This window comes from Streptomyces albiflavescens (assembly GCF_014645835.1).
Taxonomy (GTDB): Bacteria; Actinomycetota; Actinomycetes; order Streptomycetales; family Streptomycetaceae; genus Streptomyces; species Streptomyces albiflavescens.
The window spans coordinates 996382-1022023 of the sequence record NZ_BMMM01000001.1 but is presented as its reverse complement, the minus strand read 5'-3'; the positions used below and the strand labels follow the sequence as shown (position 1 = coordinate 1022023).

25 protein-coding genes and 6 pseudogenes are annotated in these 25642 nt (G+C 70.0%); 14 read left to right on the top strand and 17 right to left on the bottom strand.

Annotation, left to right across the window (positions count from 1 at the left end; all coding sequences use genetic code 11):
- Nucleotides 1-414: 414 nt before the first annotated feature.
- Nucleotides 415-1245, bottom strand: coding sequence for an alpha/beta fold hydrolase (locus tag IEY95_RS04460; RefSeq protein WP_189184467.1), 831 nt, complete (start codon nucleotides 1243-1245; stop codon nucleotides 415-417).
- 148 nt (nucleotides 1246-1393) lie between these two features.
- The gene (locus IEY95_RS04455) at nucleotides 1394-2047 is read right to left on the bottom strand and encodes an NADPH-dependent F420 reductase (RefSeq protein ID WP_189184466.1); all 654 of its coding nucleotides are present in this window, start codon (nucleotides 2045-2047) and stop codon (nucleotides 1394-1396) included.
- A 112-nt stretch (nucleotides 2048-2159) separates the two neighbouring features.
- Here IEY95_RS04455 and IEY95_RS04450 point away from each other — a divergent pair, with 112 nt between their 5' ends.
- Together IEY95_RS04450 and IEY95_RS04445 are read left to right on the top strand one after the other, a co-directional pair.
- The gene (locus IEY95_RS04450) at nucleotides 2160-3044 is read left to right on the top strand and encodes an RNA polymerase sigma-70 factor (protein WP_189184465.1); all 885 of its coding nucleotides are present in this window, start codon (nucleotides 2160-2162) and stop codon (nucleotides 3042-3044) included.
- 269 nt (nucleotides 3045-3313) lie between these two features.
- A complete protein-coding gene (locus tag IEY95_RS04445; RefSeq protein ID WP_189184464.1) occupies nucleotides 3314-4075 on the top strand; it encodes a GntR family transcriptional regulator in 762 nt (253 codons plus the stop codon).
- Between the two features lie 83 nt (nucleotides 4076-4158).
- Here IEY95_RS04445 and IEY95_RS04440 read toward each other — a convergent pair whose 3' ends face one another.
- The 3 genes from IEY95_RS04440 to IEY95_RS04430 all read right to left on the bottom strand — a co-directional run bounded on the left by IEY95_RS04440 (nucleotide 4159) and on the right by IEY95_RS04430 (nucleotide 7270).
- The gene (locus IEY95_RS04440) at nucleotides 4159-5316 is read right to left on the bottom strand and encodes an ROK family transcriptional regulator (RefSeq protein ID WP_189184463.1); all 1158 of its coding nucleotides are present in this window, start codon (nucleotides 5314-5316) and stop codon (nucleotides 4159-4161) included.
- Between the two features lie 122 nt (nucleotides 5317-5438).
- Nucleotides 5439-6101 carry a response regulator transcription factor gene (locus IEY95_RS04435; protein WP_189184462.1) on the bottom strand — a complete coding sequence of 221 codons (663 nt, stop codon included), beginning with the start codon at nucleotides 6099-6101 and terminating at the stop codon, nucleotides 5439-5441.
- Between the two features lie 14 nt (nucleotides 6102-6115).
- Nucleotides 6116-7270: a sensor histidine kinase gene (locus IEY95_RS04430; RefSeq protein WP_189184461.1), complete on the bottom strand. Its 1155-nt coding sequence runs from the start codon at nucleotides 7268-7270 to the stop codon at nucleotides 6116-6118.
- Nucleotides 7271-7378: 108 nt separating this feature from the next.
- Between IEY95_RS04430 and IEY95_RS04425 the strand changes: the two genes are divergently transcribed.
- From IEY95_RS04425 to IEY95_RS04415, 3 genes are all read left to right on the top strand, one after another.
- Entirely contained in the window at nucleotides 7379-8314 is a 936-nt protein-coding gene (locus tag IEY95_RS04425; RefSeq protein ID WP_189184460.1) for an ABC transporter ATP-binding protein, read from the top strand.
- A 62-nt stretch (nucleotides 8315-8376) separates the two neighbouring features.
- Nucleotides 8377-9102, top strand: coding sequence for an ABC transporter permease subunit (locus IEY95_RS04420; RefSeq protein ID WP_189184646.1), 726 nt, complete (start codon nucleotides 8377-8379; stop codon nucleotides 9100-9102).
- Between the two features lie 60 nt (nucleotides 9103-9162).
- On the top strand, nucleotides 9163-9606 hold the full coding sequence (locus IEY95_RS04415) for a hypothetical protein (protein ID WP_189184459.1): 444 nt from the start codon (nucleotides 9163-9165) through the stop codon (nucleotides 9604-9606).
- A gap of 1 nt (nucleotide 9607) precedes the next feature.
- Here IEY95_RS04415 and IEY95_RS04410 read toward each other — a convergent pair whose 3' ends face one another.
- The 3 genes from IEY95_RS04410 to IEY95_RS04400 all read right to left on the bottom strand — a co-directional run bounded on the left by IEY95_RS04410 (nucleotide 9608) and on the right by IEY95_RS04400 (nucleotide 13188).
- A complete protein-coding gene (locus IEY95_RS04410; protein ID WP_189184458.1) occupies nucleotides 9608-9772 on the bottom strand; it encodes a hypothetical protein in 165 nt (54 codons plus the stop codon).
- Nucleotides 9773-10069: 297 nt separating this feature from the next.
- Nucleotides 10070-11614, bottom strand: coding sequence for a rifampin monooxygenase (rox, locus tag IEY95_RS04405; protein ID WP_189184457.1), 1545 nt, complete (start codon nucleotides 11612-11614; stop codon nucleotides 10070-10072).
- Nucleotides 11615-12189: 575 nt separating this feature from the next.
- Nucleotides 12190-13188, bottom strand: a complete 999-nt coding sequence (locus IEY95_RS04400; protein ID WP_189184456.1) for a DUF6215 domain-containing protein — start codon at nucleotides 13186-13188, stop codon at nucleotides 12190-12192.
- Nucleotides 13189-13561: 373 nt separating this feature from the next.
- Between IEY95_RS04400 and IEY95_RS04395 the strand changes: the two genes are divergently transcribed.
- On the top strand, nucleotides 13562-14161 hold the full coding sequence (locus IEY95_RS04395; protein WP_189184455.1) for a hypothetical protein: 600 nt from the start codon (nucleotides 13562-13564) through the stop codon (nucleotides 14159-14161).
- 536 nt (nucleotides 14162-14697) lie between these two features.
- Here IEY95_RS04395 and IEY95_RS04390 read toward each other — a convergent pair.
- Both IEY95_RS04390 and IEY95_RS04385 read right to left on the bottom strand, forming a co-directional pair.
- Nucleotides 14698-15255, bottom strand: a complete 558-nt coding sequence (locus tag IEY95_RS04390; RefSeq protein ID WP_189184454.1) for a hypothetical protein — start codon at nucleotides 15253-15255, stop codon at nucleotides 14698-14700.
- A gap of 106 nt (nucleotides 15256-15361) precedes the next feature.
- Complete coding sequence (locus tag IEY95_RS04385; RefSeq protein ID WP_189184453.1) at nucleotides 15362-15709, bottom strand: alpha/beta fold hydrolase; 348 nt, start codon at nucleotides 15707-15709, stop codon at nucleotides 15362-15364.
- Nucleotides 15710-15975: 266 nt separating this feature from the next.
- Between IEY95_RS04385 and IEY95_RS04380 the strand changes: the two genes are divergently transcribed.
- Nucleotides 15976-16659, top strand: coding sequence for a TetR/AcrR family transcriptional regulator (locus tag IEY95_RS04380; protein ID WP_189184452.1), 684 nt, complete (start codon nucleotides 15976-15978; stop codon nucleotides 16657-16659).
- Between the two features lie 252 nt (nucleotides 16660-16911).
- Here the strand turns inward: IEY95_RS04380 and IEY95_RS04375 are convergent.
- Nucleotides 16912-17232: pseudogene (locus IEY95_RS04375) on the bottom strand (formylglycine-generating enzyme family protein); the annotation flags it as partial.
- 70 nt (nucleotides 17233-17302) lie between these two features.
- Nucleotides 17303-18025 (bottom strand): TetR/AcrR family transcriptional regulator, encoded by a 723-nt coding sequence (locus IEY95_RS04370; RefSeq protein ID WP_189184450.1) that lies wholly within the window; start codon nucleotides 18023-18025, stop codon nucleotides 17303-17305.
- 126 nt (nucleotides 18026-18151) lie between these two features.
- Here IEY95_RS04370 and IEY95_RS04365 point away from each other — a divergent pair, with 126 nt between their 5' ends.
- From IEY95_RS04365 to IEY95_RS04355, 3 genes and pseudogenes are all read left to right on the top strand, one after another.
- On the top strand, nucleotides 18152-18829 hold the full coding sequence (locus IEY95_RS04365) for an SDR family NAD(P)-dependent oxidoreductase (RefSeq protein ID WP_189184449.1): 678 nt from the start codon (nucleotides 18152-18154) through the stop codon (nucleotides 18827-18829).
- 73 nt (nucleotides 18830-18902) lie between these two features.
- Nucleotides 18903-19268, top strand: a pseudogene (locus IEY95_RS04360) (MmyB family transcriptional regulator); the annotation flags it as partial.
- A 159-nt stretch (nucleotides 19269-19427) separates the two neighbouring features.
- Nucleotides 19428-19856, top strand: coding sequence for a VOC family protein (locus IEY95_RS04355; RefSeq protein ID WP_189184645.1), 429 nt, complete (start codon nucleotides 19428-19430; stop codon nucleotides 19854-19856).
- A 49-nt stretch (nucleotides 19857-19905) separates the two neighbouring features.
- Here IEY95_RS04355 and IEY95_RS50110 read toward each other — a convergent pair whose 3' ends face one another.
- Nucleotides 19906-20079: an acyl-CoA dehydrogenase C-terminal domain-containing protein gene (locus IEY95_RS50110; protein WP_268240411.1), complete on the bottom strand. Its 174-nt coding sequence runs from the start codon at nucleotides 20077-20079 to the stop codon at nucleotides 19906-19908.
- A gap of 79 nt (nucleotides 20080-20158) precedes the next feature.
- Nucleotides 20159-20452 (bottom strand): annotated as a pseudogene (locus IEY95_RS50105) (acyl-CoA dehydrogenase family protein); the annotation flags it as partial.
- A gap of 53 nt (nucleotides 20453-20505) precedes the next feature.
- Here IEY95_RS50105 and IEY95_RS04345 point away from each other — a divergent pair.
- Nucleotides 20506-20903, top strand: a pseudogene (locus tag IEY95_RS04345) (transposase); the annotation flags it as partial.
- A gap of 70 nt (nucleotides 20904-20973) precedes the next feature.
- Here the strand turns inward: IEY95_RS04345 and IEY95_RS04340 are convergent.
- Nucleotides 20974-21552 (bottom strand): dihydrofolate reductase family protein, encoded by a 579-nt coding sequence (locus IEY95_RS04340; protein ID WP_189184448.1) that lies wholly within the window; start codon nucleotides 21550-21552, stop codon nucleotides 20974-20976.
- Nucleotides 21553-21938: 386 nt separating this feature from the next.
- On the opposite strand from IEY95_RS04340, the pseudogene IEY95_RS50355 reads away from it, so the two are divergent.
- Nucleotides 21939-21998 (top strand): annotated as a pseudogene (locus tag IEY95_RS50355) (hypothetical protein); the annotation flags it as partial.
- A gap of 65 nt (nucleotides 21999-22063) precedes the next feature.
- On the opposite strand, the pseudogene IEY95_RS04330 reads toward IEY95_RS50355, so the two are convergent.
- Nucleotides 22064-22306, bottom strand: a pseudogene (locus IEY95_RS04330) (Ada metal-binding domain-containing protein); the annotation flags it as partial.
- A gap of 73 nt (nucleotides 22307-22379) precedes the next feature.
- On the bottom strand, nucleotides 22380-23414 hold the full coding sequence (locus tag IEY95_RS04325; RefSeq protein WP_189184447.1) for a helix-turn-helix domain-containing protein: 1035 nt from the start codon (nucleotides 23412-23414) through the stop codon (nucleotides 22380-22382).
- Nucleotides 23415-23523: 109 nt separating this feature from the next.
- On the opposite strand from IEY95_RS04325, the gene IEY95_RS04320 reads away from it, so the two are divergent.
- Nucleotides 23524-24426 (top strand): alpha/beta hydrolase, encoded by a 903-nt coding sequence (locus tag IEY95_RS04320; protein ID WP_189184446.1) that lies wholly within the window; start codon nucleotides 23524-23526, stop codon nucleotides 24424-24426.
- Nucleotides 24427-24445: 19 nt separating this feature from the next.
- Entirely contained in the window at nucleotides 24446-25624 is a 1179-nt protein-coding gene (locus IEY95_RS04315; RefSeq protein WP_189184445.1) for a serine hydrolase domain-containing protein, read from the top strand.
- The last annotated feature ends 18 nt before the right edge of the window (nucleotides 25625-25642 follow it).

Below are 25642 nucleotides of genomic sequence, written 5' to 3'. Positions count from 1 at the left end.
GCGCTGGCCGGAGAGGTCGGCTTCGCGGTCCTGGCCGTGCCGGTCCTGCGGCCGCTGGGGCCACGACTGCTGTCGGCCACCGTCTGCGGGATCGCCGCGGTCGAGTCGGCGGTGGCCGGGGTGCTCGCCGACGGAGCGGCGTGGCTGCGGTTGCCGGACACCACCGAGGCCGCCGCGCTGTTGTGGCAGGCGGCGGTCGTCACAGTCGTCGGCTTCGTGTGCTGGTACATGGGCATGCAGCGCATCGGTGCGGAACGCGCCACGCTCTTCTCCGGGCTCATCCCCGTGGCGGCCGCCGGCACCGCGCCGCTCGTCGGCACGGGCGCGTACGGCGCCGCGCAGGCCGCAGGGAGCGCCCTGGTCGGCGCGGGAGTCGCCCTGGGATCCGGTGCGTTGGGCGCCCTGGGGCGCCGTTCAGCGGCTGCCGTCGAGGAGGACGCGGGCGACGAGCGCCGGATCGTCGTTCATCGGGACGTGCCCGCAGCCGGGCAGCCGCACCAGCCGCGCCCGGGGAATGATGTGCTTGGCGCGGACGCCCTGGCGGCGCACCAGCAGCCGGTCACGGGTGCCCCAGGCCACGGTGACGGGGAGCCCGGGGATGTCGTCCGTGAACTGGACGGTGCTGCCTGCCCGGAGGGTCTCGGTAAAGCCCTCGGCGTGGGCCAGCGCAAGGGTCTCGGCGACGACGGCCTCGGGTGAACGGCGACCGGGGCGGGCGTAGATGGTGCTCGTCAGCGCCGCGCGCCCGGCCGCCGTACGCGAGAGCCGCTCGACCACCGGGAGCGGCAGTCGCCGGGCGCCCTGTCGCATCGCGATCAGCACACCGAACGCGTACCGCCGCTCGACCGGCGACCAGAACCCGGCGGGCGAGAGCGCCGTGACGGACCGTACGAGCTTCTCCCGGCCCAGCTCCAGGGCCAGCAGTCCGCCCAGGGAGTTGCCCGCCACATGCGGCCGCTCGATCTCCAGCGCCTCGCACAGCGCGCCGAGCGCGGGCACCACCGTCGACAAGTCGTGCGTGAGTCCTTCGGGCAGCGCCGGTGATTCGCCGAACCCGGGGAGGTCGACGGCGATGACGTCACGCTCGGCCGCCAGGATGTGGAGGACCGGGTCCCAGGCCTGTCGGTGGTGACCGATGCCGTGCAGCAGGAGCAGCGGTTCACCGGTGCCCACGCGCGCGTAGGACATGGTCACGGTCCTCGGGCCGCGCGGAGAGGGGAGGCTGAAGGAGACCGTGGCGGACATGGGGCTGCTCCTCGTCTGGGACACGCTGACGGACAGTCTTGTAGACAGTTTGTCAGCAACTGCTACCGACGGGTAGCCCCCCGCTGCCACGAACCCGCACGCGCGTGCGTGCCTGCGTGCCGTCGTGCTCCACGCGCGCGTGCGTCCCTCAATGCGCCCTGCGTACCTCCACGTTGAACTCCGGGTGCCCGATGTGCTGGAACAGGGTCAGCCACAGCGGCAGGTACATCTCCGCGGCCCGCGCCGTACGGATGCCGCCCAGGTCGAGCACGCGGTGCGGCGGCCAGCCGAACTCTCCGAGGAGGGCCGTCACTTGCTCCTTCGCGCTCTGGTCATCCCCGGAGACGAAGATCTGGTGCTCGCCCGGTACCAGCGCGGGGTCGACCATGAGATGGCAGTTGACGGTGTTGAGGCTCTTCACCACGCGAGCCTGCGGGAAGGCGCGCTGGATCTGCTCGCCCACGCTGTCCGACTCGACGGGGGAGAGGCGCACCTGACCGTCCTCGAACGCGAGGGGATTGGAGACGTCGAGGACGACCTTGCCGGTCAGATTCTCCACACCGGCCGCTTTCAGTGCGGTGACGGCCACCTGCCCGCCCACCGCGTTCACGACCACCTCGCCGAAGGCCGCCGCCTCCGCGAACGTGCCGTGACCCGCCCCGGGCCCCGTGTTGTCGGCCCACTCCGCCGCGGCCGGATTGTCCTTCGTGCGCGAACCCAACGACACCTCGTGACCCAGTTCGACCAGCTTGCCGCCGAGGGTGCGCCCCACTTCGCCCGTGCCCAGAACCGCGTACCGCATCGTCACTCCTCCACTGGGAGGCCGCCGGCCACCGGTGGCCCGCGGGTCATTGTGCTCCGGTCGGCGCCGATTCCGCCTGGACACGGTGAGAGCCGTCGGGTGGGATGGGACGGTGGCAATCGATACCGCGACCGATGTCTTCGAAGAGCACCGTCCTGTCCTGATGGGTGTCGCCTACCGGATGCTGGGGCGGGTGGCCGACGCGGAGGACGTGGTCCAGGAGGCGTGGCTGCGCTGGTCCGGCGCGGACCGGACCGAGGTGCGCGAGCCACGCGCCTATCTGGTCCGCATCACCACGCGCCTCGCCATCGACCGGCTGCGCCAGGCGCAGTCGCGCAACGAGGCGTACGTGGGGCCTTGGCTCCCCGAGCCCTATGTCACCGATTTCGGGGACGCCGTCGCCGACACGGCGGAGCGGGCCGTGCTCGCCGACTCCGTCTCGCTCGCCGTCCTCGTCGTCCTGGAGTCGCTGTCGCCGCTGGAGCGGGCGGTGTTCGTTCTCAGGGAGGCGTTCGGTTACCCGTACGCGGACATCGCCGCCGTCCTCGACCGCGGAGAGCCCGCGGTTCGCCAACTGGCCGGGCGGGCGCGCAAGCACGTCGACGAGCGGCGTCCGCGCTACGAGGTCGATCCGGCCGAACGCCGCGATCTGACCGAACGGTTCCTCGCCGCTGCCGCAGAGGGCGACCTGGAGGGGCTCATGTCGCTCCTGGCGCCGGACGCGCGGCTGGTCGGCGACAGCGGCGGCCTGTCCCAGGCGCCGAGGCGGGTCCTCGATTCCGCCGACAAGGTGGGGCGCTTCCTCGTCGGTGTGGCGAAGAAGGGCGTGCCCGAGGTCTCGTTCCGCTTCCTGGAGATCAACGGCGGGTTCGCGGTGCTCACCCTCTCCGCCGGCAAGCCGGACAGCGTCTTCCAGTTGGACGTCGCGGACGGCCGCATCCAGTGCGTCTACATCATGCGCAATCCCGAGAAGCTGGTGTCTCTGTCCGCCATATAGGCAATCCGTGCCGCATCAGCCCCGTGCCCGTGCGACGCCGAAAGCCCCCGTCTTCTGGACGGGGGCTTTCGGCGTTGTGTCACGAACATCGCCCAGCACGAACGCCCTGTGAACGCTCTGCGGCAACGCACCTGTGCAATCCGTAAGCGATCGAGGATTGGTCTTGACCAAGGGTGGGGGCGGCCCTATGGTCGCAGAGATAGTGCAAGAACCTTTAATAAACAAGGGCGCTAAAACGCCGCCGGGCCACGGCGATTGCGGAGGACAGGGTGGGGACCCAGCAGCTGGAATCGGTGCCGGAGCCTAAGTACTGGCATCTCAAGACCGTGCTCAGTGAGGCACTGGACTCCGAGTTCTCCGTGGGCGAGATCCTGCCCAACGAGCGCGACCTGGCGGCCCGCTTCGGCGTCGCCCGGGCCACGCTGCGCCAGGCTCTCGAACAGCTCGAACTGGAAGGACGGCTGCAGCGCCGCCGCGGAGTGGGCACCACCGTCGCTCCGCCGCGCGTGGGCGTGGCCGTCGGATCCGAGCAGCACGTGTGGCCGGGCGCGGTCGGCGACGCCTGGCAGCCCGCGGACTGCACGGTGGCCGTCCCGCCCGCGTCGGTGGCCGACATCCTGGAGACCGTCCACGGCGAGCAGGTACACACGGTGCGCCGCTCACGCGTGACGCACGGGCAGCCGGTCGCCGCCGAGCTGCTCTACATCCCGGCGTCCTCGGTGCCCGACCTGTCCGCGATCGACGCGCCCTCGGGTGCGGCACGCGCGCGTGCCGTGCTGCGTGAGCTGCAGCGCCTGGAGCTTGAGGGCCAGGACCGCGCCGTGGAGCTCGGCTCGGCCCGCGCGGAGGACGCCAAGGAACTCGACCGGCTGCCCGGAGCGCCCGTCCTCGTCGTCACGACCCGCTTCTTCGCCGAGGGGCGCACCGCGGCGGTCTCAGTCGCCACGTACCGCGCCGACACCTGTCGGCTGACCTTCGGCGACTCCGGCGGCGTGGAGATTCACCACGACCCGGAGCGCCGCGCTTCCTGAGCCGCGCGCCAAGCCGCCCGTCGAGCCGCATCCGTCGCGCCCCGGAGAAATCCGGGGCGCGACGTCGTTCATGGGGTGCGAGGTCAGCGGCGCGCCGTAACGGTCCCCTCCACCGCGAACAGCTGCTCCTCCACATGATCGAGAGCCAGCCGCAGCGCTCCGGTCGCCACCGCCGCCTCGCCCAGCAGCGAGAGGGTCACCTTGGGCGGCCGCAGACAGTAGCGCGCCAATTCGCGCCGCAGCGGTTCCAGCACGCCGTCCAGGCCGGCCGCCCAGCCGCCGACGACGACCAGCTCGGGGTCGAGGGCGAGGACGAGCGCCGCGACGTCGTGCACGAGGCGCTGGATGAAGCGGTCGACCGCCGCACGGGCCCGCTGGTCACCGCCCTTGGCAAGCGCGAAGACCTCGGCGACGGCCTGCTCGTCGAGCGGATGGAGCGGCTCGTCCGTGGTGGAGAGCAGCGTCTCGGGAGTGACCTCGCGGCCCAGCAGATGCAGCGCGCCGATCTCGCCGGCCGCGCCCCCGTACCCCCGGTGCAGCCGCCCGCCGATGAGTGAACCGGCGCCCGGGCTCAGCCCCGCCAGCACGAACACGATGTCGTCGGACTCGGTGGCAGCGCCCTTCCAGTGCTCGGCGACCGCTGCCGCGTTGGCGTCGTTCTCGACCAGTACCGGGCACTTGAAGGAACGACTCAGCCGCTCGCCGAGCCGCAGCCCGGTCCACTCCGGCAGCGCCGTGCCCAGCCGCACGGTGCCGTCCGCCTCCACGATCCCGGGGCTGCCCACGCCGACGGCCCGCAGCGAACTGCGGGCGACTCCCGCGCGGCGCAGCAGCTCGGCGACCGCAATCCGCAGCCGTTCGAGCCGCTCGTCCGCCGAAGCGCCCTCGTCCACCTCCTTGGCCATGGCACCCAGCACACGGCCGTCCAGATCAGCGAGCAGCGCGGCCACGCGGTGCGGGCCGATCTCCAGGCCCAGCAGATGGCCCGCCTCCGCCCGGAACCGGAACCTGCGTGCCGGACGCCCCTGGCGCCGGGCAGCGCCCTCCTCGGCCGCCTTCTCGACGACGAGTCCGTTCTCGATCAGCCCTTCGACGACGCCCTCGACCGTGGGCCGGGACAATCCCGTCACCCGGGTGATCTCGGTGAGGGTCGCGCAGTCCGTGGCACGCAGCGCGTGCAGCACCACCGCGGAATTGATCCTTCGCAGCAGAGAGGGGTCCCCGCCGGTCAACCGCCCCAACGTCCGTCCTCCCAGCTCGTGCGCGTGTTGGCCGGATCGTACTCGGCGCCGCGCACCCCGGCGAGTGCTGGGGACCCCATTGGCTACCGAGGAGTCGGAATCGACCTACCGACGGGTCGGAATCAGCCGGGCGCCACGAACCCCGACTCGTACGCCGCGATGACCGCCTGAGTACGATCCCGGGCCCCCAGTTTCGCCAGTACCGTGCTGACGTGGGACTTGACCGTCTCGGTTCCGACGACCAGGCGCGCGGCGATCTCCGCGTTCGACAGCCCCCTGGCCATCAGCCGCAGCACCTCCGCCTCCCGCTCGGTCAGTGCCGCCCGTTCCATGGCCGCACGCGCCGCCGCGTTCCCGGCGCCGTCTCCGTACTCGGCGGCCAACTGCCGTACGGAGGCCGGGAACAGCAGCGACTCGCCCTCGGCGACCAGCCGCACCGCGTGCACGATCTCGGCGGGCCGGGCCCGTTTCAGCAGGAAACCGTCGGCACCCGCGCGCAGCGCCTCGTAGACGTACTCGTCGTTCTCGAACGTCGTCACCACGAGGATCTTCGGCGGGTCACTCACCGTGCGCAGTACCGCGCGCGTGGCCTCGATGCCGTCCAGGAGGGGCATACGCACGTCCATGGCGACCACGTCGGGCCGCAGCTGCCGCACGAGCGGGATCACGGCGGCACCGTCGGCAGCCTCCCCGACGACCTCTATGTCGGGCTGCGCCTCCAGGACGGCGCGCAGTCCGGCGCGTACGAGGGGTTCGTCGTCGACGAGGAGAACGGTGACCGGCATCCGGCCAGCGTAGATCAGCGCAGCGGCAGCTCTACATGCACCTGCCAGTCACCTTGGTCCGGTCCCGTTCGCGCGCGGCCGCCGAGCAGCGCGGCCCGCTCCCGTATGCCGCGCAGGCCGCTGCCCCGGCCGGGTCCTGGTATGTCCGCGGTCAGTGGATTGCGGACCTCCAGACCGAGCGTCCCGTCCACGACCTCGATGCGCACCCGGACCGGGACGCTCCCCGCGTGCCGCAGCACATTGGTCAGGGACTCCTGGAGGATGCGGTAGCCCTCCCGTGACACCGGACCCGGCACGGTCTCCACTGGGCCCCTCACCTCGGCGTCGACCTTGGCTCCCGAGGAACGCGCCGACTCCAGGAGCCGGTCGGCCTCGGTCAGCGTCGGGCGGCTGCTCGCGGGGCGCTCCGCCTCGCGCAGCACGCCCAGCACCCGCTCCAGGTCCTCCAAAGCCGCCCGGCCGGTGTCCTCGATGGCGGCGAGGGCCCGGTCGGTGAAGGCCGGGTCCCCGGCCGCCCGCGCCGCGCCCGCCTGCACCACCGCCACGGTCAGCGCGTGTCCGATGGAGTCGTGGAGCTCGCGGGCGATGCGGTTGCGCTCCAGGAGCTGCTCGGTGCGCTCCTCCATGGCTGCGAGCCGCTCGATGGGGGAGGGGCCCAGGAGACGGCGCGCGATGGCCGTGATCAGCTCGCCGAGGCCGACCACCGAGCCGTACAGGGCGAGCAGCGGCAGCGGGGCGAGCAGTGCGCAGGTCCACTGCGGAAGCGTCACCGTCATGACCGGCGTGTGGATCGGTCCCGAGCCGAACGCGGCGCCGACCAGGAGGACGGTTGCTGCGGGCAACCAGACGGTGAGAGGTCCCGCCACCCAGCCCAGGACCATGCGTGCCTCCAGCCAGAGCACGGTCCGCAGCCTGTCCCGCCAGGTGACCGACGGCGTGACCGAGATCGCAGCGTCCTGGCTGTCCCACGCCAGCATGTATCGCGCCTGCACGCCCTCGCCCCGCCGCACGGCCGGAATCAGTCCCAGCGGAATCAGCAGGACCGCGGGCACCCACGGCTTCGACATGTCGATGAACAGCCACACACTCTCGAACAGCATCGGCACCCACAGGTGCAACCAGCGCGTGTACGTCGTCCCCCGGACCAGCGGGCGCAGAAAGCGGACCATTGCGTCATCGTGCCAGGCGCCACTGACAACGAGCCTCCCCCGAGCGGGGGAGAGGATCTCCACTCGCGGGGGAGGTGACGCCCCCTCAGCAACGGCCAGGCTGTGCCCATGACCAGCATCGACGTCCAAGACCTGACCAAGGAGTACGGCAGCAAGCGCGCCGTGGACCACCTCACCTTCAGCGTTCTTCCCGGCCGCGTCACCGGTTTCCTCGGCCCCAACGGCGCCGGAAAGTCCACCACCATGCGGCTCGTGCTGGGCCTGGACCGGCCCACGTCCGGCATTGCCACCGTCGGCGGGCGTGCCTACGCCACCCTCCACGAGCCGCTGCGTGAGGTGGGCGCCCTGCTCGACGCGGGGGCCGCGCACGGATCGCGGACCGCCCGCGACCATCTGCGGGCGCTCGCCGCGAGCAACCGCATCCCCGAACGCCGCGTGGACGAGGTGCTGGAGGAGGCGGGCCTCGCCTCGGTCGCGCGGCGCCGGGTGAAGACGTACTCCCTGGGCATGCGCCAGCGCCTGGGCATCGCGGCGGCGCTCCTCGGTGACCCGCCCGTGGTGCTGCTCGACGAACCGTCGAACGGGCTCGACCCCGAAGGCATCATCTGGATCAGGGAGTTGATGCGCCGACTGGCCCAGGAGGGGCGAACGGTCCTCGTCTCCAGCCACCTCATGAACGAGACCGCGTCCTTCGCCGACCACCTCGTCGTCCTCGGCCGGGGCCGACTCCTCGCCGACATGCCCATGAGGGAATTCATCGACGCGCGCGTGCAGCCCCGCGTGCGGGTGCGCACCACGGACGACGGAGCGTTGAGCGCGTTGCTCGCGAGCAACGGCATCGAGGCCGTCGAGGGCGAGGACGGGCGCTGGACCGCCCTCGACGCGCGTGTGGAGGACATCGGGCGTCTCACCTCCGCCGCGGGCCTGCCGATTCTCGAACTCGCCTCGGAGGAAGGCACGTTGGAGCAGGCCTACCTGGATCTGACGGCCACCGAGACCGAGTTCGCCGCCACACCGAACCCCACCGAGCCTCAGGAGGCCTGACCATGACCGACGCAGCCGCACAAGGCCTGACCAAGGCGGATACGGCCCGAGCGGGCCTCGCAGTGACCTTCGCACCCGTACTCCGTTCGGAGTGGATCAAGATCCGTACGCTGCGATCACTCCTGTGGGGACTGGCCGCCGTCCTCCTCGCCACCGCGGCGTTCTCCGCGCTCGCCGGTCTCGACGACTCGGGGGACCAGGACTTCGACCCGCTGTTCTCGGCGTTCTTCGGTGTCAGCTTCGGACAGATCGCGGCGATCACCTTCGGCGCCCAGGCGGTCTCGGCCGAGTTCCAGGGCGGCGCCCTGCGCGTCTCGCTCGCCGCGGTCCCGGACCGCATGCGATGGTTCGCGGCCAAGGCGGTGGCCATCGGCGTACCGGCGTTGGTCGTCGGCCTGGTCACAGGGGGCGTGAGCCTGATCGTGGGCAAGGCGGTGCTCGGGACCAGGGCAAACGGGCTGACCTGGGGCGAAGGGCTGCGTGCTGTCGTCGGCTGTGGCATCTACCTGATGCTCATGGCGCTGCTCGCGGCCGGACTCGCGGCCGTCCTGCGCAGCGGAGTCGCCACCCTGAGCATCCTGATCCCGTTCCTCCTGATCGTCTCGTTCGTCGTCGGGGGAGCGTCGGGCAATGTCGCCGACTTCCTGCCGGACAAGGCCGGACAGGTGGCGCTCCACGAGACGTGGGACGGTGCCCTCGGGCCCTGGACCGGGCTCGCCGTGACCGCGGCCTGGGCGGCGGCAGCCCTGACGACCGGCGCGTGGGGCCTCAGGCGTCGCGACGCCTGACGTCACTGGACAGTACTGACGACACACCAATTGTCAGTGGCAGCCGCTTTACTGGATCTCATGACCAGCGCGCTGCACCTCGCCACGATCGTGCGGCTGTGCTCCGAGGCCTTCCCCACGGAGCACGGCCGGTCGGACGTCGGCACCGCGGGACCCGGCTACCACATAGCCGAGTTGGCGACGAGCGAGGATTTCTGGGAGGACGACGGCACGGCACGGGAGGAGACGGAGGAGCAGTACGAGGCCGATCGGGACGGCCTTTCGGCGTTGCTCACCCGGCGCTGGGGGTGTCCGCGGGTCTTCAGCCTGTCGAGCATTTTCGACCGGTCGATGGATGGTGAGGACATACCCGAGCCATGGGGCATCCTGAGTTCCCATGTGCCCGACGTGCACCTCTGGGACGCGGTCGGGCACGACCGCTGGGTTGTCCTCGGCGTCTCGCAATGGGACAAGGAACTGCCGTTCCAGCTTTTGGCCGTGGTCACGGAGATAGACCCACCGTGACTCAGGGAGCCTGCGCGGCCTCCCCCAGACGCCCGCACTCCTCGGCCATCGCCGCCGTCGGGTTCCACAGTTGCACCGTGTCGTGGCTGCTGGCGGCGGCGAGAAGCGTGGCCGTCGGGGAATACGCTGCGGCCGGTCCCGCCTCGTGGTCGAGCGGCACGGCCATGAGGTGACGCTGGACCACAAGGGCATGTCGGGAGACATCAGGCGGGCCGGTGCAAGAGGGCTGGGTGGTGCGTTGATCACTTGAGTGCCATCGTTGGACGAACGCGGGGCTGCCTGCGCCGATCCACTCCGCGGTGCTCTTTCGCCGTCTTCCGGTCGTCACTCGGAGGCCAACCCTCCTCGCAGGCCGATCCTGGCGCCGGAGCACCACGGCTGATGCTGTCTCCAGCCTTCCGATGGTCAGTCGATCGTGGCTGTTCGATCCTCCTCACGGGCCTTTTCGGTTGCTCAGGCGAAATCAGTTGGCGGGCTTGCCGAACCAGCGGGAGAGGTGGTCGTCCAGGTCCTGCTGATCGTCGCCGATCCAGGCGACGTGGCCGTCGGGGCGTAGCAGGACGCACGGAACATCCAGTACCGCAGAGGGATCCGCGAGGTAATCGACCCGGTCTGACCAGCCGCCGACGGTCAGGCGTTCGGTGCGGTCCAGCAGCAGGCCGCGGCCGCGATGCAGCAGACCGTAGAGGTGGCCCTGTTTCACGTCGATGTCGCGCAGGCGGCGGCCGAGCAGGTCGGGGCCTTCGCCGAAGTCGTAGCGGATGCCGATCGCGGTGATCTTCTCGATGAGATAGCGGTTCACCTCGTCGAAGTCCATCAGTTCGGTGAGCAGCCTGCGCACGGCCTGCGGGCCCGGTTCGGTGGAGTGCAGTTCCATCTGGGCGCGGGTGTTGTCCAGCACGTCCTCGGCGACCGGATGGCGTTCGGCCTGGTAGGTGTCGAGCAGTGTTTTTGGCGCCCAGCCGCGGATTTGTGCGGCCAGTTTCCAGCCGAGGTTGAATGCGTCCTGAACGCCCAGGTTGAGGCCCTGTCCGCCGGTGGGTGGGTGGATGTGTGCCGCATCGCCGGCCAGCAGCACCCGCCCGACCCGATAGCGTTCGGCTAGCCGGGTGGCATCCCCGAAGCGGGACAACCAGCGCGGGGAGTGCACGCCGAAATCGGTTCCGGCGATGGTGCGCAGCTGTTGTTTGAAATCCTCGAGGGTGGGTGGTTCCGCGCGATCGCTGACTCCCGCGGCGGGGACTACGACGCTATATGCCCCTTCGCCGAAGGGCCTGAGCCAGAATCGCTTATTGGTCTCGCCGATTTCGGTCACCTTGGCGGCGATCTCCTCCTTCGGCACACCCACTTCCATCTCGCCCATCAGCGTCTCGGTCCGCGAGGGCTCACCGGGGAAGCCGACGCCGAGCAGTTTGCGCACCGTGCTGCGCCCGCCGTCACAGCCGACGAGATAGCGCGAACGCAGCTGTTCGCCGTCGGCCAGCTTGACGGTCACACCCTCGTCGTCCTGCTCGAAATCGGCCACCGCACAACCGCGCCGGACCTGCGCACCCAGTTGGGTCGCATGTTCTTCGAGCAGGTGAACGATGACCGGCTGCGGGATGCCCAGCAGATAGGCGTGCGCGGAATCCAGGCCCTGGGGCGCGGGTTTGTTGATCGCGGCGAAGAATCCGCCGGCCGGACGCTGTCTTCCGTGTTCGCGAATGCGATCCAGCAGTCCGCGCATTGCCATCAGCTCGAGACTGCGAATGTGCAGACCGACGATGCGGACGAACGACACGGGCTCGGCTTCCTTCTCCAGAACGAGTACCCGCACATCGTGCAGCCGCAGTTCGGCGGCCAGCATCGCGCCAGTCGGCCCGCACCCGGCAATGATCACGTCGAACATGAGGGGCGCGCGATCGGCGTCGGAGGTCGGCGACCGGAGTCCGGGGACGTCGCCCACGGTGAAGTCGCGCTCGACCGTATCGTTCGACGACGGCTCGGCGGTGAACTGTGGAGAGTCCATAGGTGTTGCCTTTCGGGAGTGCCTTGTTGTCGAGGCGCTCCCGGCGACACCTACGTCAATCGCCCGACCGTGACGGGTAGGGGGAGCACCCACATCGATACAGCGTTCATGGGTCTCACCTCCTCGGGCGGTGTCACGGTCCACTGCAAGCTACAAGCCCGAGCATCACCCTGGCCAATCCTTTCCCAGCCACGTGATCACGACTCCGAACGGGCCCGTGCGGTTGCAGGGCGAATCGGCGTGGCGGCCCGGCTGGTCCCGGTCACGGTCGACGATCTGGTCCTGGCCGCCCCGAGGCGGACCGGATCTCGCAAGGCGCTGCGTGCTGGAACCGGAGGCGCTCGACGAGCGCGAGCGGCTGCGCGAGGCCCACGAGCAGGGTGATCGGCCGCCCCGCGCGGCTACTTTGCACCGTGGGTCAGAGATAGGAGACCGGGGCCGAGACCGTCCGCCGGATGCTGCCGTCGGCCGGGCGCTGAGCCAAGGAGATCGCGGCACGCATCCCGTCACAAGACTGATGCCGTCGCCGGCGGCGCGACGGGACCAAATCTTTTCGCCGAAATGTTCTCGGCGTCTCATCGAGCAGGCCGTTCGGGGATCCTCGGAAGAACCTTCTCAGCGATGTCGAGGAGAACGCTGTCGTCCGGGAGGGCTCCGGACGTGCTCCACACGGTGATGTCGCAGTAGCCGCCCCGGTCGTTACGGTCTAGGGCCACGGACAGCGTCCGGGCCAGGGGACCTTGTTCGACCGGTCCGCCGGATCCGCCGCTCCCGAGATTGATCTCGAGCTTCATGGTGTGGTCCGAGGAGAGGACCGCGGGCCGACCGAGAACCGTAAGCGTCTTGATGTCCTTCTCGTCCCCGAACTTCATCAGCTTCACGTACTGGTCGGTCGACAGCTCGTTGTAAGTGGCCGAGACATTCACGGTGTACGTGTCGAACGTGACCTCGGCCTCCGGTTGGGCGACCTTCCCATCAGTCAGAGGAGCGGTGTTGCTGGTGCCGGAAGCAGTGGTCGCGGTCTCTCCGGGCGTTCCAAGGAGCTTGGCCAGGTCTGGCCGGTTGAGTGCCTTGCACAGCTCTTCACCGGTCACAGGCTGGGGCGTCTGCGTGTAGGCCTTCGGCAGCTCCTCGTGTGCCCCGCCCGAACACGAGGCGGGCTGCGGGGTGTTGTCGTCGGACGGCATCACGCGTGGGGCCACCCACAGTGCGGCCGCGAGTGCCCCGACCACGGCCACGGCCGCGACGGCCTGGCCCCAGGCGTTGGGCTCCTTCTCCGGAGTGTCCGGGCCGGGACGCGGCCGAGCTCCGGCCTGGGCCTGGGCGGCAGCATCGACCGCCGCCCCGTCTGCGGAGGCTGTCGGACTCGGGTTCCTGCGTGCGCGCAGGGCCCGGATCACCGCGTGGACGCGTATTGCGGTGAACACGAGGAACACCACGCCGAGACCGGCCGCGACCCGATCGTGATCGCGGACGGCGAGATACATGATGCGTACGCCGAGAACGGACCCGACCGCGATGAGCAGGGGCTCGCGGACCCAGAACGGCAGGAGACGGAGGAGGAAACCGAGCATCCGGCGATCTCACCAGAACAAGACCACATTCACCGTGGTGGAAGCCACAGTTCCGGGCACGTGCAGGGCCTGCCGAAGCAAGAGACGCCAAGCCGACGATCCCGAGTTCGCTATCGGGACGGCAGCGGGTGCAGGCGCAGCGACCAGCCCCACCGGCCCCTCGGCGTGCGTCCACGCCCGCGCCATGCAGACGGGTGACGCACCATCAGAACCCGCCTCACAAGGGCCGGTAGACACATCACGGTGATCCCACGCAAGCAAGGAGCAGCTGGAAACGACTGTGGCGCCGGATAGGCGCGTCTCTCCGAAACCGGCAGGCTCCCCAAGGGCGGGTCATGAGAAGGTGCGGTTCGGCTCAGCAGAGGGGGAAAAAATGGGGCTGACCTACGGCTACGACATCTACCTGCGTCCCCGGAACGTCGCCAGGGCGCTGGCCAATCTGGCCGAGCTGGCGCCACCGACCCGTGACGTGCCGCCGCTTGAGCTCACACTGCCCGGCGGTGACCGGCTCGTCCTCCCGTTCACGTCCCACTTCAAGAGCGACCCGGTCGACTGCTCCACAAGCAGCACGCTCGAGCTCGACACGTCCATCATGTTCGGCGTCGATGACGCGGTGCGCGAGTACGGAGAGGCACACGGCCATGAAACTGAGGAGGACGGGCGAGTCGGGATCGGGTACGTCTACCTGACGATCCGGTTCGAGTCCTTGCTGCATCCTCGTTACGCGTCAGCGGAGTTCTGGGCAGCGACGTCGGCGATGAGCCGCATGTTCGCGCGGTCGGCCCGCGTCAGGGAGGTGTTCACCGGCCTCACCGCCGCCAGCGGCGGAGTGTGCTGCCTGTTCGACACCGGCGACGGCGGCCCCGAGCAAGTGTGCTGGCTCAACGGTGAGACGACCCAGGAGATGGTCTCCGGTCCCCGCTTTCCAGATCGGCGAGCCCTTGTGGCGACTTGGTCCGACCCCGACCAGTGAGCAGACGCGCTGCCTTGCCCAACGCCTGCTCGGCGTCAGTGCATCCGCCGCCGAGTCCTGGTCAGCCGGGCACGTCAAAGTCGCGTACGCCGCCGAGTTGACTCCTGGGGCCGTCGAGCTCACCGACAACGAGATCGAGGAGGCTCAGCATGCGCCGCCCCACCGCCCGCCCAGGACGAGTGGGACATCCGCTTCGCCAACGGCGACGCCGCCAAGGGCTGGGAGCAGTTGAGCACCCGGGCTGCGGGCAATACCCGCGCGGCATGGATCCTCATGCGGACCGACGCGGCCCCGGCCACACGGACCGAGCACCACCTCCGGTTCAAGGGAGAGCCGGCCCGGGGCAAGCACCGGGGCGAGGCGATGGACCGCTGGCAGATCGAGGTGACCGCCGGCGGCCCCCAGATCCCCGGCCCGGCCAGCCTCATGGTGCCGAACGCCGTCCGCCGCACCGGCCTGTCGCCGAGCCGGACCTTGTCGGGTACGTCCCGACTCGCGTGCTGCGTCTGGTCTCCGCGATCCTTGGTCGACGCGGGTCAGCCCCTGGGGGTCGAGCGGGACAGGCGGATCGCCGAGACGAGGAAGAAGATCCCGCCGAGCGTGGCGTAGCCGGCGAGGGTGGTCAGCGAGGGGTCGTCCTGTGTGGCGCTTCGGATGAAGGTCGCGCCGGCGAGGACGGAGATGCCGCCGCTGAGGATCATGGCCCACTGGCCGCCCATCGGCCGGCGCGCGACGCCTACGAGGAGCTGGATGAGGCCGGAGACGATGGCCCACGCGCCCCAGACGCGCAGCACGTTGGCGACGTCCGAGGTGCTGGCGACCGCGATGCCGACGGCGGCGAGCGCGCTGGCGGCCATGTTGGCGTACAGGCCCTTGATCGGCCCGGCGGCGCGCGCCGACCTGGCGTCGACGACGGCCGCGGCCACGTCGAAGGCGGGATAGACGAACAGCAGCAGCTTGGCCTCAGTGGTGAGGTCGGAGCCGGACACCAGCAGGAGCGCGGCCCACGCGGCGGCGAAGACGAAGCGGATGACGTACAGCCGGCGCAGGGCGGGTGTGGCGCTGACGTGCTCGACGGAGGCGGCGGATGTCATGGGGTTCTCCAGTGAGTGCGGGAATGAGTACGGAGATGGGTACGGGACGGGTTCGGCCGCCCGGGCCTGGTCAGGCGGGCTTTTCCGAAGCGGGCGGCGGGGTGCGTCAGCGGGTGCCACGGTCCGCCTGCTCGATCAGGTTCTCGACCGCAGCGGCGTGGCTGACCATGACGGCGTGTGAGGCGCTGATCTCCACGGTGTGCGCTCCGGCGCGCTCGGCCATCCAGTGCTTGAGGTCCGGGCTGAGCGCGTGGTCCTGCTTGGCGACCAGGTACCACGAGGGGATGGACCGCGAGGCGGGCTGGGTGCTCGTCGCGGTGCTGGCCGGTTCCTGCGCGTCGGTCAGGTCGGCCGCCTGGGCCGGGCTGACGTCGGCGGGGAAGGTCTCCCGGAACTTGAACGGTTCGATGGAGAGGTCGGTGCCGGGGGTTCCGTCCGGCTGCGTGACGGCCACCTGCTGCAGCGGCAGGGCCGGAACGGGCGGGCGACGGGACGGGAGGTCAGGTCGGCCGGCGTCTCGTCGGTGTCCGGCACCAGGGCCGCGACGTACACCAGCGCCCTGACGTTCGGGTCGCCCGGTGCCGGAGTGAGGGACGGACGGCAGGACGGATCACAGGAAACTTCCCTTCGAAGTAGAGAGAACGTTCTCTCTTATCTGCAGCCTGGCACACTCCTGCCACCAAAACAAGAGAGATCGTTCTACCTGCTACATTGGGCGATATGACGCAGACGGAAGCCGGTACCGGCAGGAGGGTCTCCGAGGCCCGGGAGCGGCTCCTGAAGACCGCCGGGCAGCTCTTCTACGCGGAGGGCATCCACACGGTGGGCGTCGACCGCCTGGTCGCCGAGTCGAAGATCACCAACGCCACCTTCTACCGCCACTTCCGCAGCAAAGAAGACCTGGCCGTCGCCTACATCGGAAGTGTCGACCAGGCGATCCGCACCCAGATCGGCTCCCTGATGGCCGCGGACCTGCCGACCGACGGCATCCTGCGGGGCATCGGCGCGTCCCTGGTCGAGCAGATCCGCTCGCCCGGGTACCGCGGATGCGCCTTCCTCAACGCGGCAGCGGAATTCCCCACTCCCGACCACCCGGTCCACCGGGCCGTCGTGCAACACCGCGAGTGGTACCTGCAGACGATCACCGGACTGTTCGCCGAGATCGCGGCTCAGGCCGCCGAGCACGCCGGACGGCACTACGTGATGCTCCGGGACGGCGCGATGAGCGCCGGCTACCTCGGCGACCCTGTCCAGGCCGGCGAGACCCTGCTGCGCGGCATCGAAGGACTGCTGCGGGTCCACACCGGCCGTGGGCTCGACGAGGGCGCCGCCCCCGCGCCCGACCAGACGCCTTCGGCGGCCACGACGGTCTCCGGCATCGAGTGTTCGCCGCCCAGCGCGTAGCCGCGGTCGGGGCGCGACCGGCCGCGTTCAGCTCCGAGAGGGCCGGGCGCGGTCAGCTGCCGGACACATGGGCGGCGGTGCGGTCGCCGGTGTCTGCGGCGGTGACCATCCCGCCCAGCAGCAGGCCGAGCGGCTTCATGGCCGTCATGCCGGCCGAGCTCGCGGAGGAGATCGAGGCGACGTCGGCTCGCTCGGTGAATCTGGTCTGAGGTTGTGGTCCCCGGGGGCTACTCCCTCCCGCCAGGGAGCGCGCTACCGGCCGTCGGCCGCCACGCGGAAGCCGATATTGCCCGTCGAGCTGTCGGGGGTGTTACGGCTGCGGGCCGCGACGCGGTAGCGGTTGCAGTACGAGTCGTGGCACAGGTATGAGCCGCCGCGCATGACGCGGGAGATGTCCGGGACGAACCAGTCGGCCGTCCACTCCCACACGTTTCCCACGGTGTTGAAGAGGCCGTAGCCGTTGGGGTGATAGGAATGCGCGGGTACGGTGCCGGGTCCGCCGAGACCCGTGTACTCCGAGGGGAAGTCGCCCTGCCAGATGCTGAGCATCGTCCGCCCGCGCGGGGCCAGTTCAAGCCGAGGCGGCCGAGACGTTCCCCGTGTTTTCTGCAGCTGTGATCCGGGGTGCCGGCCGGGTCCCCGGTTACTTCCCCCTCCCGCCCTTTCCGGCTTCGGATGCGGTGATGTCCCGGCTTGCGCGGAGCATTGCCTGATACAGCGCGGCGTCCTCCGGCGGGTCCGGCAGCGGGCCGCGGGCGGGGGCTCGGAAGGACTGGATCATCCACGCCACAAGGCGGCGCCAGGCGTCTGGGGCCGCGTCGCCGGTGGCGGTCAGGACGCCGGCGTTGGCCATGAGCAGCAGGACGAGGTCCCGGCTGGTGAAGTCCTCACGCAGCTGCCCGCTGTCCTTGGCGCCGGCGATGAGTTCAAGGAAACCCTGATATGCCTCGGCGCGGCGCGCCTCCAGGGCCTCGGCGCCGGGGAAGCTCATGGTCAAAATGTCGGCGAAACCGCGGTCGGCAGCCTGCATCGCGCAGACCGTCTCGATGTAGCCGGTGAAGCCGCTCCACGGGTCGGGGTCGGCGAGGGCCTCGGCGGTGGCTTGCGCGTAGGCGTCCATCCGGTCCGCGAAGACCGCGGCGAGCAGCTCCTCCTTGCTGGGGAAGCGGCGGAACATGGTGGCGATCCCCACTCCCGCCTCCCGCGCGACCGAGGCCATCGATGCGTTGAGCCCGTCGCGGCCGAACACCGTACGCGCGGCGGCGATGATCCGTGCCCGGTTGCGCTCCGCGTCGCTGCGCAAAGGCTGGGCGACGGAGTCGACCGTGCTGCCGTTGCCGCCGGTGTGCTGGTCCCGAGGGTTCATACCAGCCAGACTAGCAAACCGGAAAGGTCTATCCGATTCCCGTGTTACGCTCACCCTGTGAACCGGATAGGGCTTTCCGGATCGGGAATCGGATAGCCCTATCCATCTCTACTCGGAAGGCTTCCCATGCCCACCATCGCCATCGTCGGCGCCGGCCCCCAGCTGGGCCTCGCCATCGCCCGCACCTTCGGCTCCCAGGGCCACAACGTCGCCCTGATCGCCCGCAACCGCACCAAGCTCGACGAAATGACCGGCAAGCTGGCCGCCGACGGCATCACCGCCGCCGCCTTCCCCGCCGACGTCCTCGACCGCGACGCGCTCACCCAGGCGCTGCAGGACGCTGCCACACACTTCGGCGGCATCGACGTCCTGGAGTACTCCCCGGTCGGGGGGCTCGACTCGACCGTCCTGACCACCCCGAGTGCGACTGAGCCCGCGCAGGTGCAGCACGAGATGGAGTTCCAGCTCTACGGGGCGATCACTGCCACGCAGGCGGTGCTGCCCGCGATGCGCGAGGCGGGCGCCGGCACCCTGCTGTACACCACCGGCGCCGGGTCCATCGACCCCGTGCCACAGGTCGGCAACGTCAACGCCGCCGCCGCGGCGCTGCGCAACTGGGCGATCAACCTGCACAAGGAACTGGCCGACAGCGGCGTCCAGGCCGCCCACGTCGGCATCGACGTGTCGATCGGCATGTCGGTCATCCCCGGATTCCCGACAGCCAAGCCCGAACAGATCTCCCCGGTCTACTGGGAGCTGCACACCACCCACCGCGACGAGGCCGAACGCGTCTTCAGCCTCTGATACCACACCGCTTTCCCGCCAACCCTTGATCGTGCCGTGGCATGCTCCGCCGCGGCACGATCAGTGAGGGCACATCCTCGCCACCAACGCTCTCGCCCGCGCCCTGTGCGAGGAGGCCCTCGATAGCGACGAGCGGCCGCCCAACCTGGCCCGCTTCGTCTTCCGCGACCCCCGAGCCCGACGCTTCCACCGCGACTGGGAGGGCATCGCCCACGACGCGGTCGGCAGCCTGCGCACCGAAGCCGCCCGCACCCCCGCCGACACCGACCTCGCCGACCTCATCGACGAACTCGCCACCCACAGCGAAGAATTCGCCCAGCGCTGGGACGCCCACGACGTCGAGTACTACCGCAGCGGCCGGCAACGCTTCCACCACGCCGACGTCGGCGACCTCGACCTCGACTACGACGCCCTCGAAGTCCCCGCCGACCTCGGCCTCACCATCGTCACCTACACCCTCGCCCCCACCGCGCCCCACGCCACCGCATTCCTGCGGCTTTCCCACCCACAGGCGCTACTCATGTCACGCGAGACCTCGACCCGCACGGCGATGAAACCCGGGATCTCGGTGAACAGCACGCGCCAATATGGTGGACCGATGACGTCGATCAAGAAGTTCCAAGTCACCTTCGACTGCGCAGAACCTGAGCGCCTCGCTCGTTTCTGGTGCGAGGTGTTGGGGTACGTCGTACCGCCGCCACCGGAGGGGTTTGCCACTTGGGACGATTTCAAGCGCTCGCAGCCACCTGAGCAGCGGGATTCATGGTTCGCCTGCACTGATCCCTCAGGTGTGGGCCCGCGACTGTACTTCCAGCGCGTCCCCGAAGGGAAGGCCGCCAAGAACCGGCTGCATCTTGACGTGCGGGTCGGCACCGGACTCGTGGGTAAAGAGCGCCTCGCCGCGCTTGAGGCCGAATGCGCACGACTGGTCCCGCTCGGCGCGGTACACGTGCGAACGCTGTATGACGGCAATGATTCGTGCATCCCGATGCAGGACATCGAGGGCAACGAGTTCTGTATCGACTGATGCCGTCAGAAGGCCCGGCTCAGACCCACGCTTGGAAGGTAGGACAAGCTCAGATGCAGTCCGCGGGCATGTCGAGGGTGGTGCGGTCGAGGCTTCCCAGCAGCGCGAACTGCGCCTCCGTCCTGGGCAGTTCGTACCGGAAGAAGTACTGACCCGCCCGGCGCTTGCCCTCGTAGAAGGCGCCGCTGCGTCCGGCGGCGGCCAGCATCTGTTCCAGCCACATCCAGCCACATCCAGGCAACCACGACGTGTCCCACGGCCTCCAGACAGACCGAGGCGTTGGCGAGGGCGCTCTCGGCGTCCCCGGCCTCCCACAGGCGCCGTGTCACGGCGGCGACGCGGGCGACGGAGGCGTCCAGCTGCCGTCCGAAGCCGGCGGCCTGGTCGTCCGCGGCCGCCGCGCGGGCGGTCGTCATGGAGACGGTCTCGATGAGCAGGCGGAGCCCCGTGCCGCCGTCCATGACGACCTTTCGGCCCAGCAGGTCGAGGCCGTGGACGCCGTGCGTCCCCTCGTGGATGGGGTTGACGCGGTTGTCCCGGTAGAACGGCTCGACGTTGTACTCGCGGGTGTAGCCGTAGCCGCCGTGGACCTGGATGGCAAGGTTGTTGGCCTCCAGGCACCACTGGGAGGGCCGGCTCTTGGCGATCGGGGGCGAAGAAGGCCCTGCAGGAGATCTACAACGCCGAGGACCGCACCCACGCCGAAGAAGGCCGTCAAGGCGTTCGAGAAGGCGTACGGCGCGAAATGGCCGAAGGCCGTGAAGAAGATCACCGATGAGGTCGACGAGCTGCCGGCGTTCTACGACTTCCCCGCCGAGCACTGGATCCATCTGCGGACCACCAACCCCATCGAGTCGTCCTTCTCCACGGTGAAACTCCGTACGAAGGCCACCCGCAGCGCGGGCAGCCCGGCCGTCGCCCTGGCGATGGTGTTCAACCTTGTCGAGTCCGCCCCGCCGGCGCGCTGTGACCGCACCCCACCTTGTCGCCCTCGTCCGGGCCGGCGCCTGCTTCGAGAACGGTCACCTCGTCGAACGCCCCGAGTAACCCGTCGCAGCGTGACACATCTCAACCGACCCGCACTCCTGACAGTTGCCTGACATCTGGCCCCGTGGACTCAGACATGCAGGGTGGGCCGGTAGATGAGCTCGTGGATGTGGCCGTCGAGCGTCCGGCACTCGATCAGCTCAAGGTCGAAGTCGGCCGCACCCTGGAAGATCGGGTCCAGCCCGGTCTGACCGGTGATCACAGGGAAGAGCGTCACCTGGACGCGGTCGACCAGACCGGCGGCCATCAGCGCCCGGTTCATCGACAGGCTGCCGTGCGAGCGCAACGGCACCTCGGACTCCTCCTTGAGACGAGCGACGACGTCGACGGCGTCACCGCTCACGACGTTCGCATCCGGCCAGTCGAGGGGTCCTTCCAGCGTGGTCGACACCACCGTTGCCGGCAGGCTCCTCATCCGTGTGACCCATGGGTCACGCACCTCGGACTCCTCGGTGCTCGAGGCCAGCATCCGCGCGAACGCCCGATACGTGTTGGCCCCGAAGACCATCCGCTGCTCCTCGCCGTACAGGGCGAGGCGGTGGTCGAGCAGCTCGGGGCCTTGCTTGCCCCAATAGCCGGTCCAGTTGCCGCCGGCGGCGCCGAAGCCGTCGAGGCTGGAAAAGACGTCGAATGTGTAGGTAGCGGTCATGATGCTTTCCTTGAGTCCGGTTGATCGCGTGTTGGGGATACAGACTGGCCACCACGGCGAAACTCATCGCCCTCGGACTCCTGGAGTCCCGCCGCCCCGGATGTGGCCCCAGGGGCTGTACCACGGCCAAGAAGGTGGAAGGTCAGCATGATCGGCGACACGTGACGGCGGCCAGTCGGAATGGCTCTGATCAACATTTCGGGATCGCCGAGCGTGACCGTTCAGTAGATCGATCTTTTGAACGGATGTGTTACGCGATCAGATACTTGACCTGCTCCCTCCGCACTTGGCTGCCGTGGCCATAGAAGACATCCGAGTCGTCGAGGCCAGGGTGAGGATCACCGCCTTCGACCGTTGCTGAGGCAGCACGGTGTCCATGCTGCGGGATCAACTCCAGCCGTGTTCACGACAGTTACCGGCGGACAATCGCTGACGCCGCGGTCGGCGGACGCCCCGTGGTGATACGGCTGACCGTGCGGCAGTTCCGGTGCCAGGAGCCGTCGTGCGCACGGCGGACCTTCGCCGAGCAGGTCGAGGGGCTGACCATCCGCGGCAGGCACCGCCGGCAGGCCCGGAACCCGGAGCCCTGCGCGGCCGCGGCGGTCGGAAAGAACCGCAAGTTGCCCCGCTTGGGCGTCACGGCCGGGCAGTTGGGCCGGCAGGAGATATCGGTGGTCCGTACGGCGAAGAAGAACTCCCCGTCGAACCGGGCGTCCTGGCTGCGCACGGCCTCGCACCTGGTGTCCTCGTCCATCACGCTGTCCAGTGTTCGGCAGCGCGCCATGAGGTGCTAGCGGGAATCGGACATGGGGATGGGGCTGCGTGGCTCACTCACCGAGCAGCCGCCACGCCGTGAGGGCGAGCCGCGCGCGGGTCAGTCCCGTGGGGTCGGTGAGGTCGATGCCGAGGGTCCGGCCGAGCTGTTCGATGCGGCGGGCGACGCTGCTGTGGTGCCGGTGGAGGAGGTCGGCGGCGCGGCGCAGGGAGCCGGTGGCGCAGTAGGTGTCCAGCGTCTCCAGGTTCTCCGGGCTCGCGGCGACCCGGGCCACGGCGGCCACGTCCGGGTTGGCGCGCGCGGTGTCAGGGGGTAGCTCGGCGAGGAGGGCCAGCGCACCGAGGTCGGCGTACCGGACGACGGGCTCACGCGGGGTGGTGAAACGCAGGGCGGTGCGGGCCTGCCGCCAGGAGCGGTCGGGGCTCTCGGCCGCACCGACGCCTGCGCGCACATCGGCCGGGAAGCGGGCCGCGTCCAGGGTCATGGCCAGGAGCACACCCACGTCGGCGAGCGGCGCCGCCTTCACCGGGTGGCCCGGGCAGACGAGCGCGCCGACCCGGTCGAGTGGAACCGGTGACCGTACAGCGGCGACGCGGACCGGCAGCTCGGCGGCGAACCCGAGGAGCCGCAGCGCCCGGGCCCGGGCGGCCTCGTCGGTGTCGGGGCTGATGACCAGTTCGACAAGGGCGGGGTCGGCCATGGTGGTGCGGGCGGGGCCGTACCGTTCGACGGCCGCGGCGGCGGCGATGGCGAGCCGGTCGAGGAGGACCTCGTCGAGGGGGTTGGGCGGGCCGGGGCGTTCCAGCCAGACCGTGCCTATCTCCTCGTCGTCGAGGGTGAGGGGCGCGCTGCTGGACGGGGGCGACGGCGGGCCGGAGGGCTCCCGGCCGTCGGGTCCCATACGGATCGCCCGCCCCGAGCCGTGCAGCCGCAGCCCGGCGACGCACTCGGCCAGCCCCGAGGAGGCCCGGGTGAGGGCCGGCAGGTCGACTCTCCGGCGCATCATGGTGTCGTAGAACGCGACGACGCGGATCGCGCCGCCAACGTACGGATCCAGTCCCGACAGTCGTACGGCGAGTGCCTCCATGCCGGACAAGGATAGGCGGGTGGGTGCGCGCCGGGCGGCGTGCGATCGGGGCGGGATACGCGACGGATGGCGGATGATCCGCCGGCGGGCGGCCGTCAGGATGGCCGTCATGGATCCCGAACTCGAGGCATTCGTCCCCTTGTTTCCCAAGGCGGACCTGACCGACCCGGTCGCCGAACGCAAGCGGTACGCCGAACTGGCCGCCGCCCGGCCCGCCCCGGACACCACGGACCTGGAGGTCGAGGACCACCTGGTACCCGCCGATCCCGACGTGCCGGTGCGGATCTACCGTCCGCGCGGGGCAGGGGGCGCGGTCATCTGGCTGCACGGCGGCGGATACGTCGTCGGCGACGTGGACACCGAGCACGCGTGGGCCGCCCGGGTGGCCCAGGGTTCCGGCGCGGTGGTGATCTCGGTGGGCTACCGGACGGCCCCCGAGGACCCGTTCCCGGCCGCGCTGGACGACGTGTACACGGTGCTGCTCTGGGCTGCCGGACACGCGGCCGAACTCGGCTTCGACCCCGAGCGGATCGCAGTCGCCGGGCACAGCGCGGGCGGGGGCCTCGCAGCCGCCGTGGCCCTGCGGGCGCGGGACGAGCAAGGCCCGCGGATCCGCTTCCAGCTGCTCAACGAGGCGCAGCTCGACAACCGTCAGGAGACCTGGTCGCAGCGGAACTTCACCGAGACGCCGTGGGTCACCCGGGACATCGCGGCCCTGTCGTGGCGGCACTACCTGGGGTCCACGACCGCGACGCCGTACGCGGCGGCCGGGCGTGCGGAGGACCTGTCGGGCCTGCCGCCGGCCTACGTCGCCACGGCGGAGTACGACCCGAACCGCGACGACGACATCGCGTACGCGCTGCGGCTGCTGCAGGCGGGCGTGTCGGTGGAGCTGCACCAGTGGCCGGGCACCTTCCACGGCTCGCAGGCGATCCTCTCCGCCGAGATCTCGCAGCGGCAGATGGCGGCGATCGCGGAGGCGCTGCGGCGCGCGCTGACCGACGGAATGTGATGGAGAAGGGACGACAGTCATGAAGATCCGAATGGCCTTATGCGGTGGCGTGGCCGCGCTGGGCATCTGCGCGGGGACGGTGGCGGCGGCTCCGCCACAAGACACCTCGGACCGGGCGGCCGCATTGCAGTCCGCCCTGGACGGTGTCCACGAGGCGGGCGTGCCGGGGGTGTTCGCGGAGGTACGGGACTCCGGCCGGGCGTGGCGCGGCGCGTCTGGGGTGGCGGATGTGGCCACCGGCCGCCCGGTCACCCCGGACATGCTGCAACGCGTGGGCAGCATCACCAAGACCTTCACGGCGGCGGCGATCCTGCAGCAGGTGGATGAGGGCCGTATCCGCCTGGACGCGCCGATAGCCGACTACCTTCCGGACGTGGTCCAGGGCGAACGCGGCCGGAAGATCACGATCCGCATGCTGCTGAACCACACCAGCGGCATCCCCGACCACATCCGGTACGCCTTCCCGTCGCTCCAAGTGCCCTCACCGAAGAGCGTGGACGACAACCGGTTCCGGCAGTTCAGCCGGGCCGAGCTGATCGAACTGGGCCTGTCGGCACCGCCGGCGGGCGAGCCGGACGCCACGCCCGGGGTGTACTCGAACACCAACTACCTGATCCTGTGCGAGCTGCTGGTGAAGGTGACCGGCGTGCGGGCCGAGGACTACATCACGAGGAACGTGATCCGGCGGGCGGGCCTGAAGCACACCTACTTCCCGACGGGCACGCACATCAAGGGCCCGCACGCCCGGATGTACGAGTCGCTGTGGGGCCTGATCGACCCGCCGCGCGACTACAGCGTCTACAACATGTCGTGGGTGGCCGGCACAGCCGACCTGGTGTCCACCATGAACGACCTCAACCGCTTCTTCGGAAGACTGCTCGACGGAGAGATCGTGAGCCGCGCGTCGCTGAGGGAGATGCAACGCACGACTCCCGTGATCGAACTGGACGGCTCGACATCCGCCTACGGCCTGGGCCTGGAGAAGATCGACATCCCGGGCTGCGGCACGTTCTGGGGTAACGGGGGGACGGTCTGGGGTGCTGTCACGATGTCCATGACCCGCTCCGACGGCACCCGCCAGATGTCGATAGCGCTCAACCTGATGAGGTGGAACAAGCTGGACGGGGAGGGGAATCCGCAGCCGCATCCGATCGACGGCGCGCTGAAGGCATTGCAGGAGGACGCGATGTGCGGGTGAGGACGACACCTAGATCGC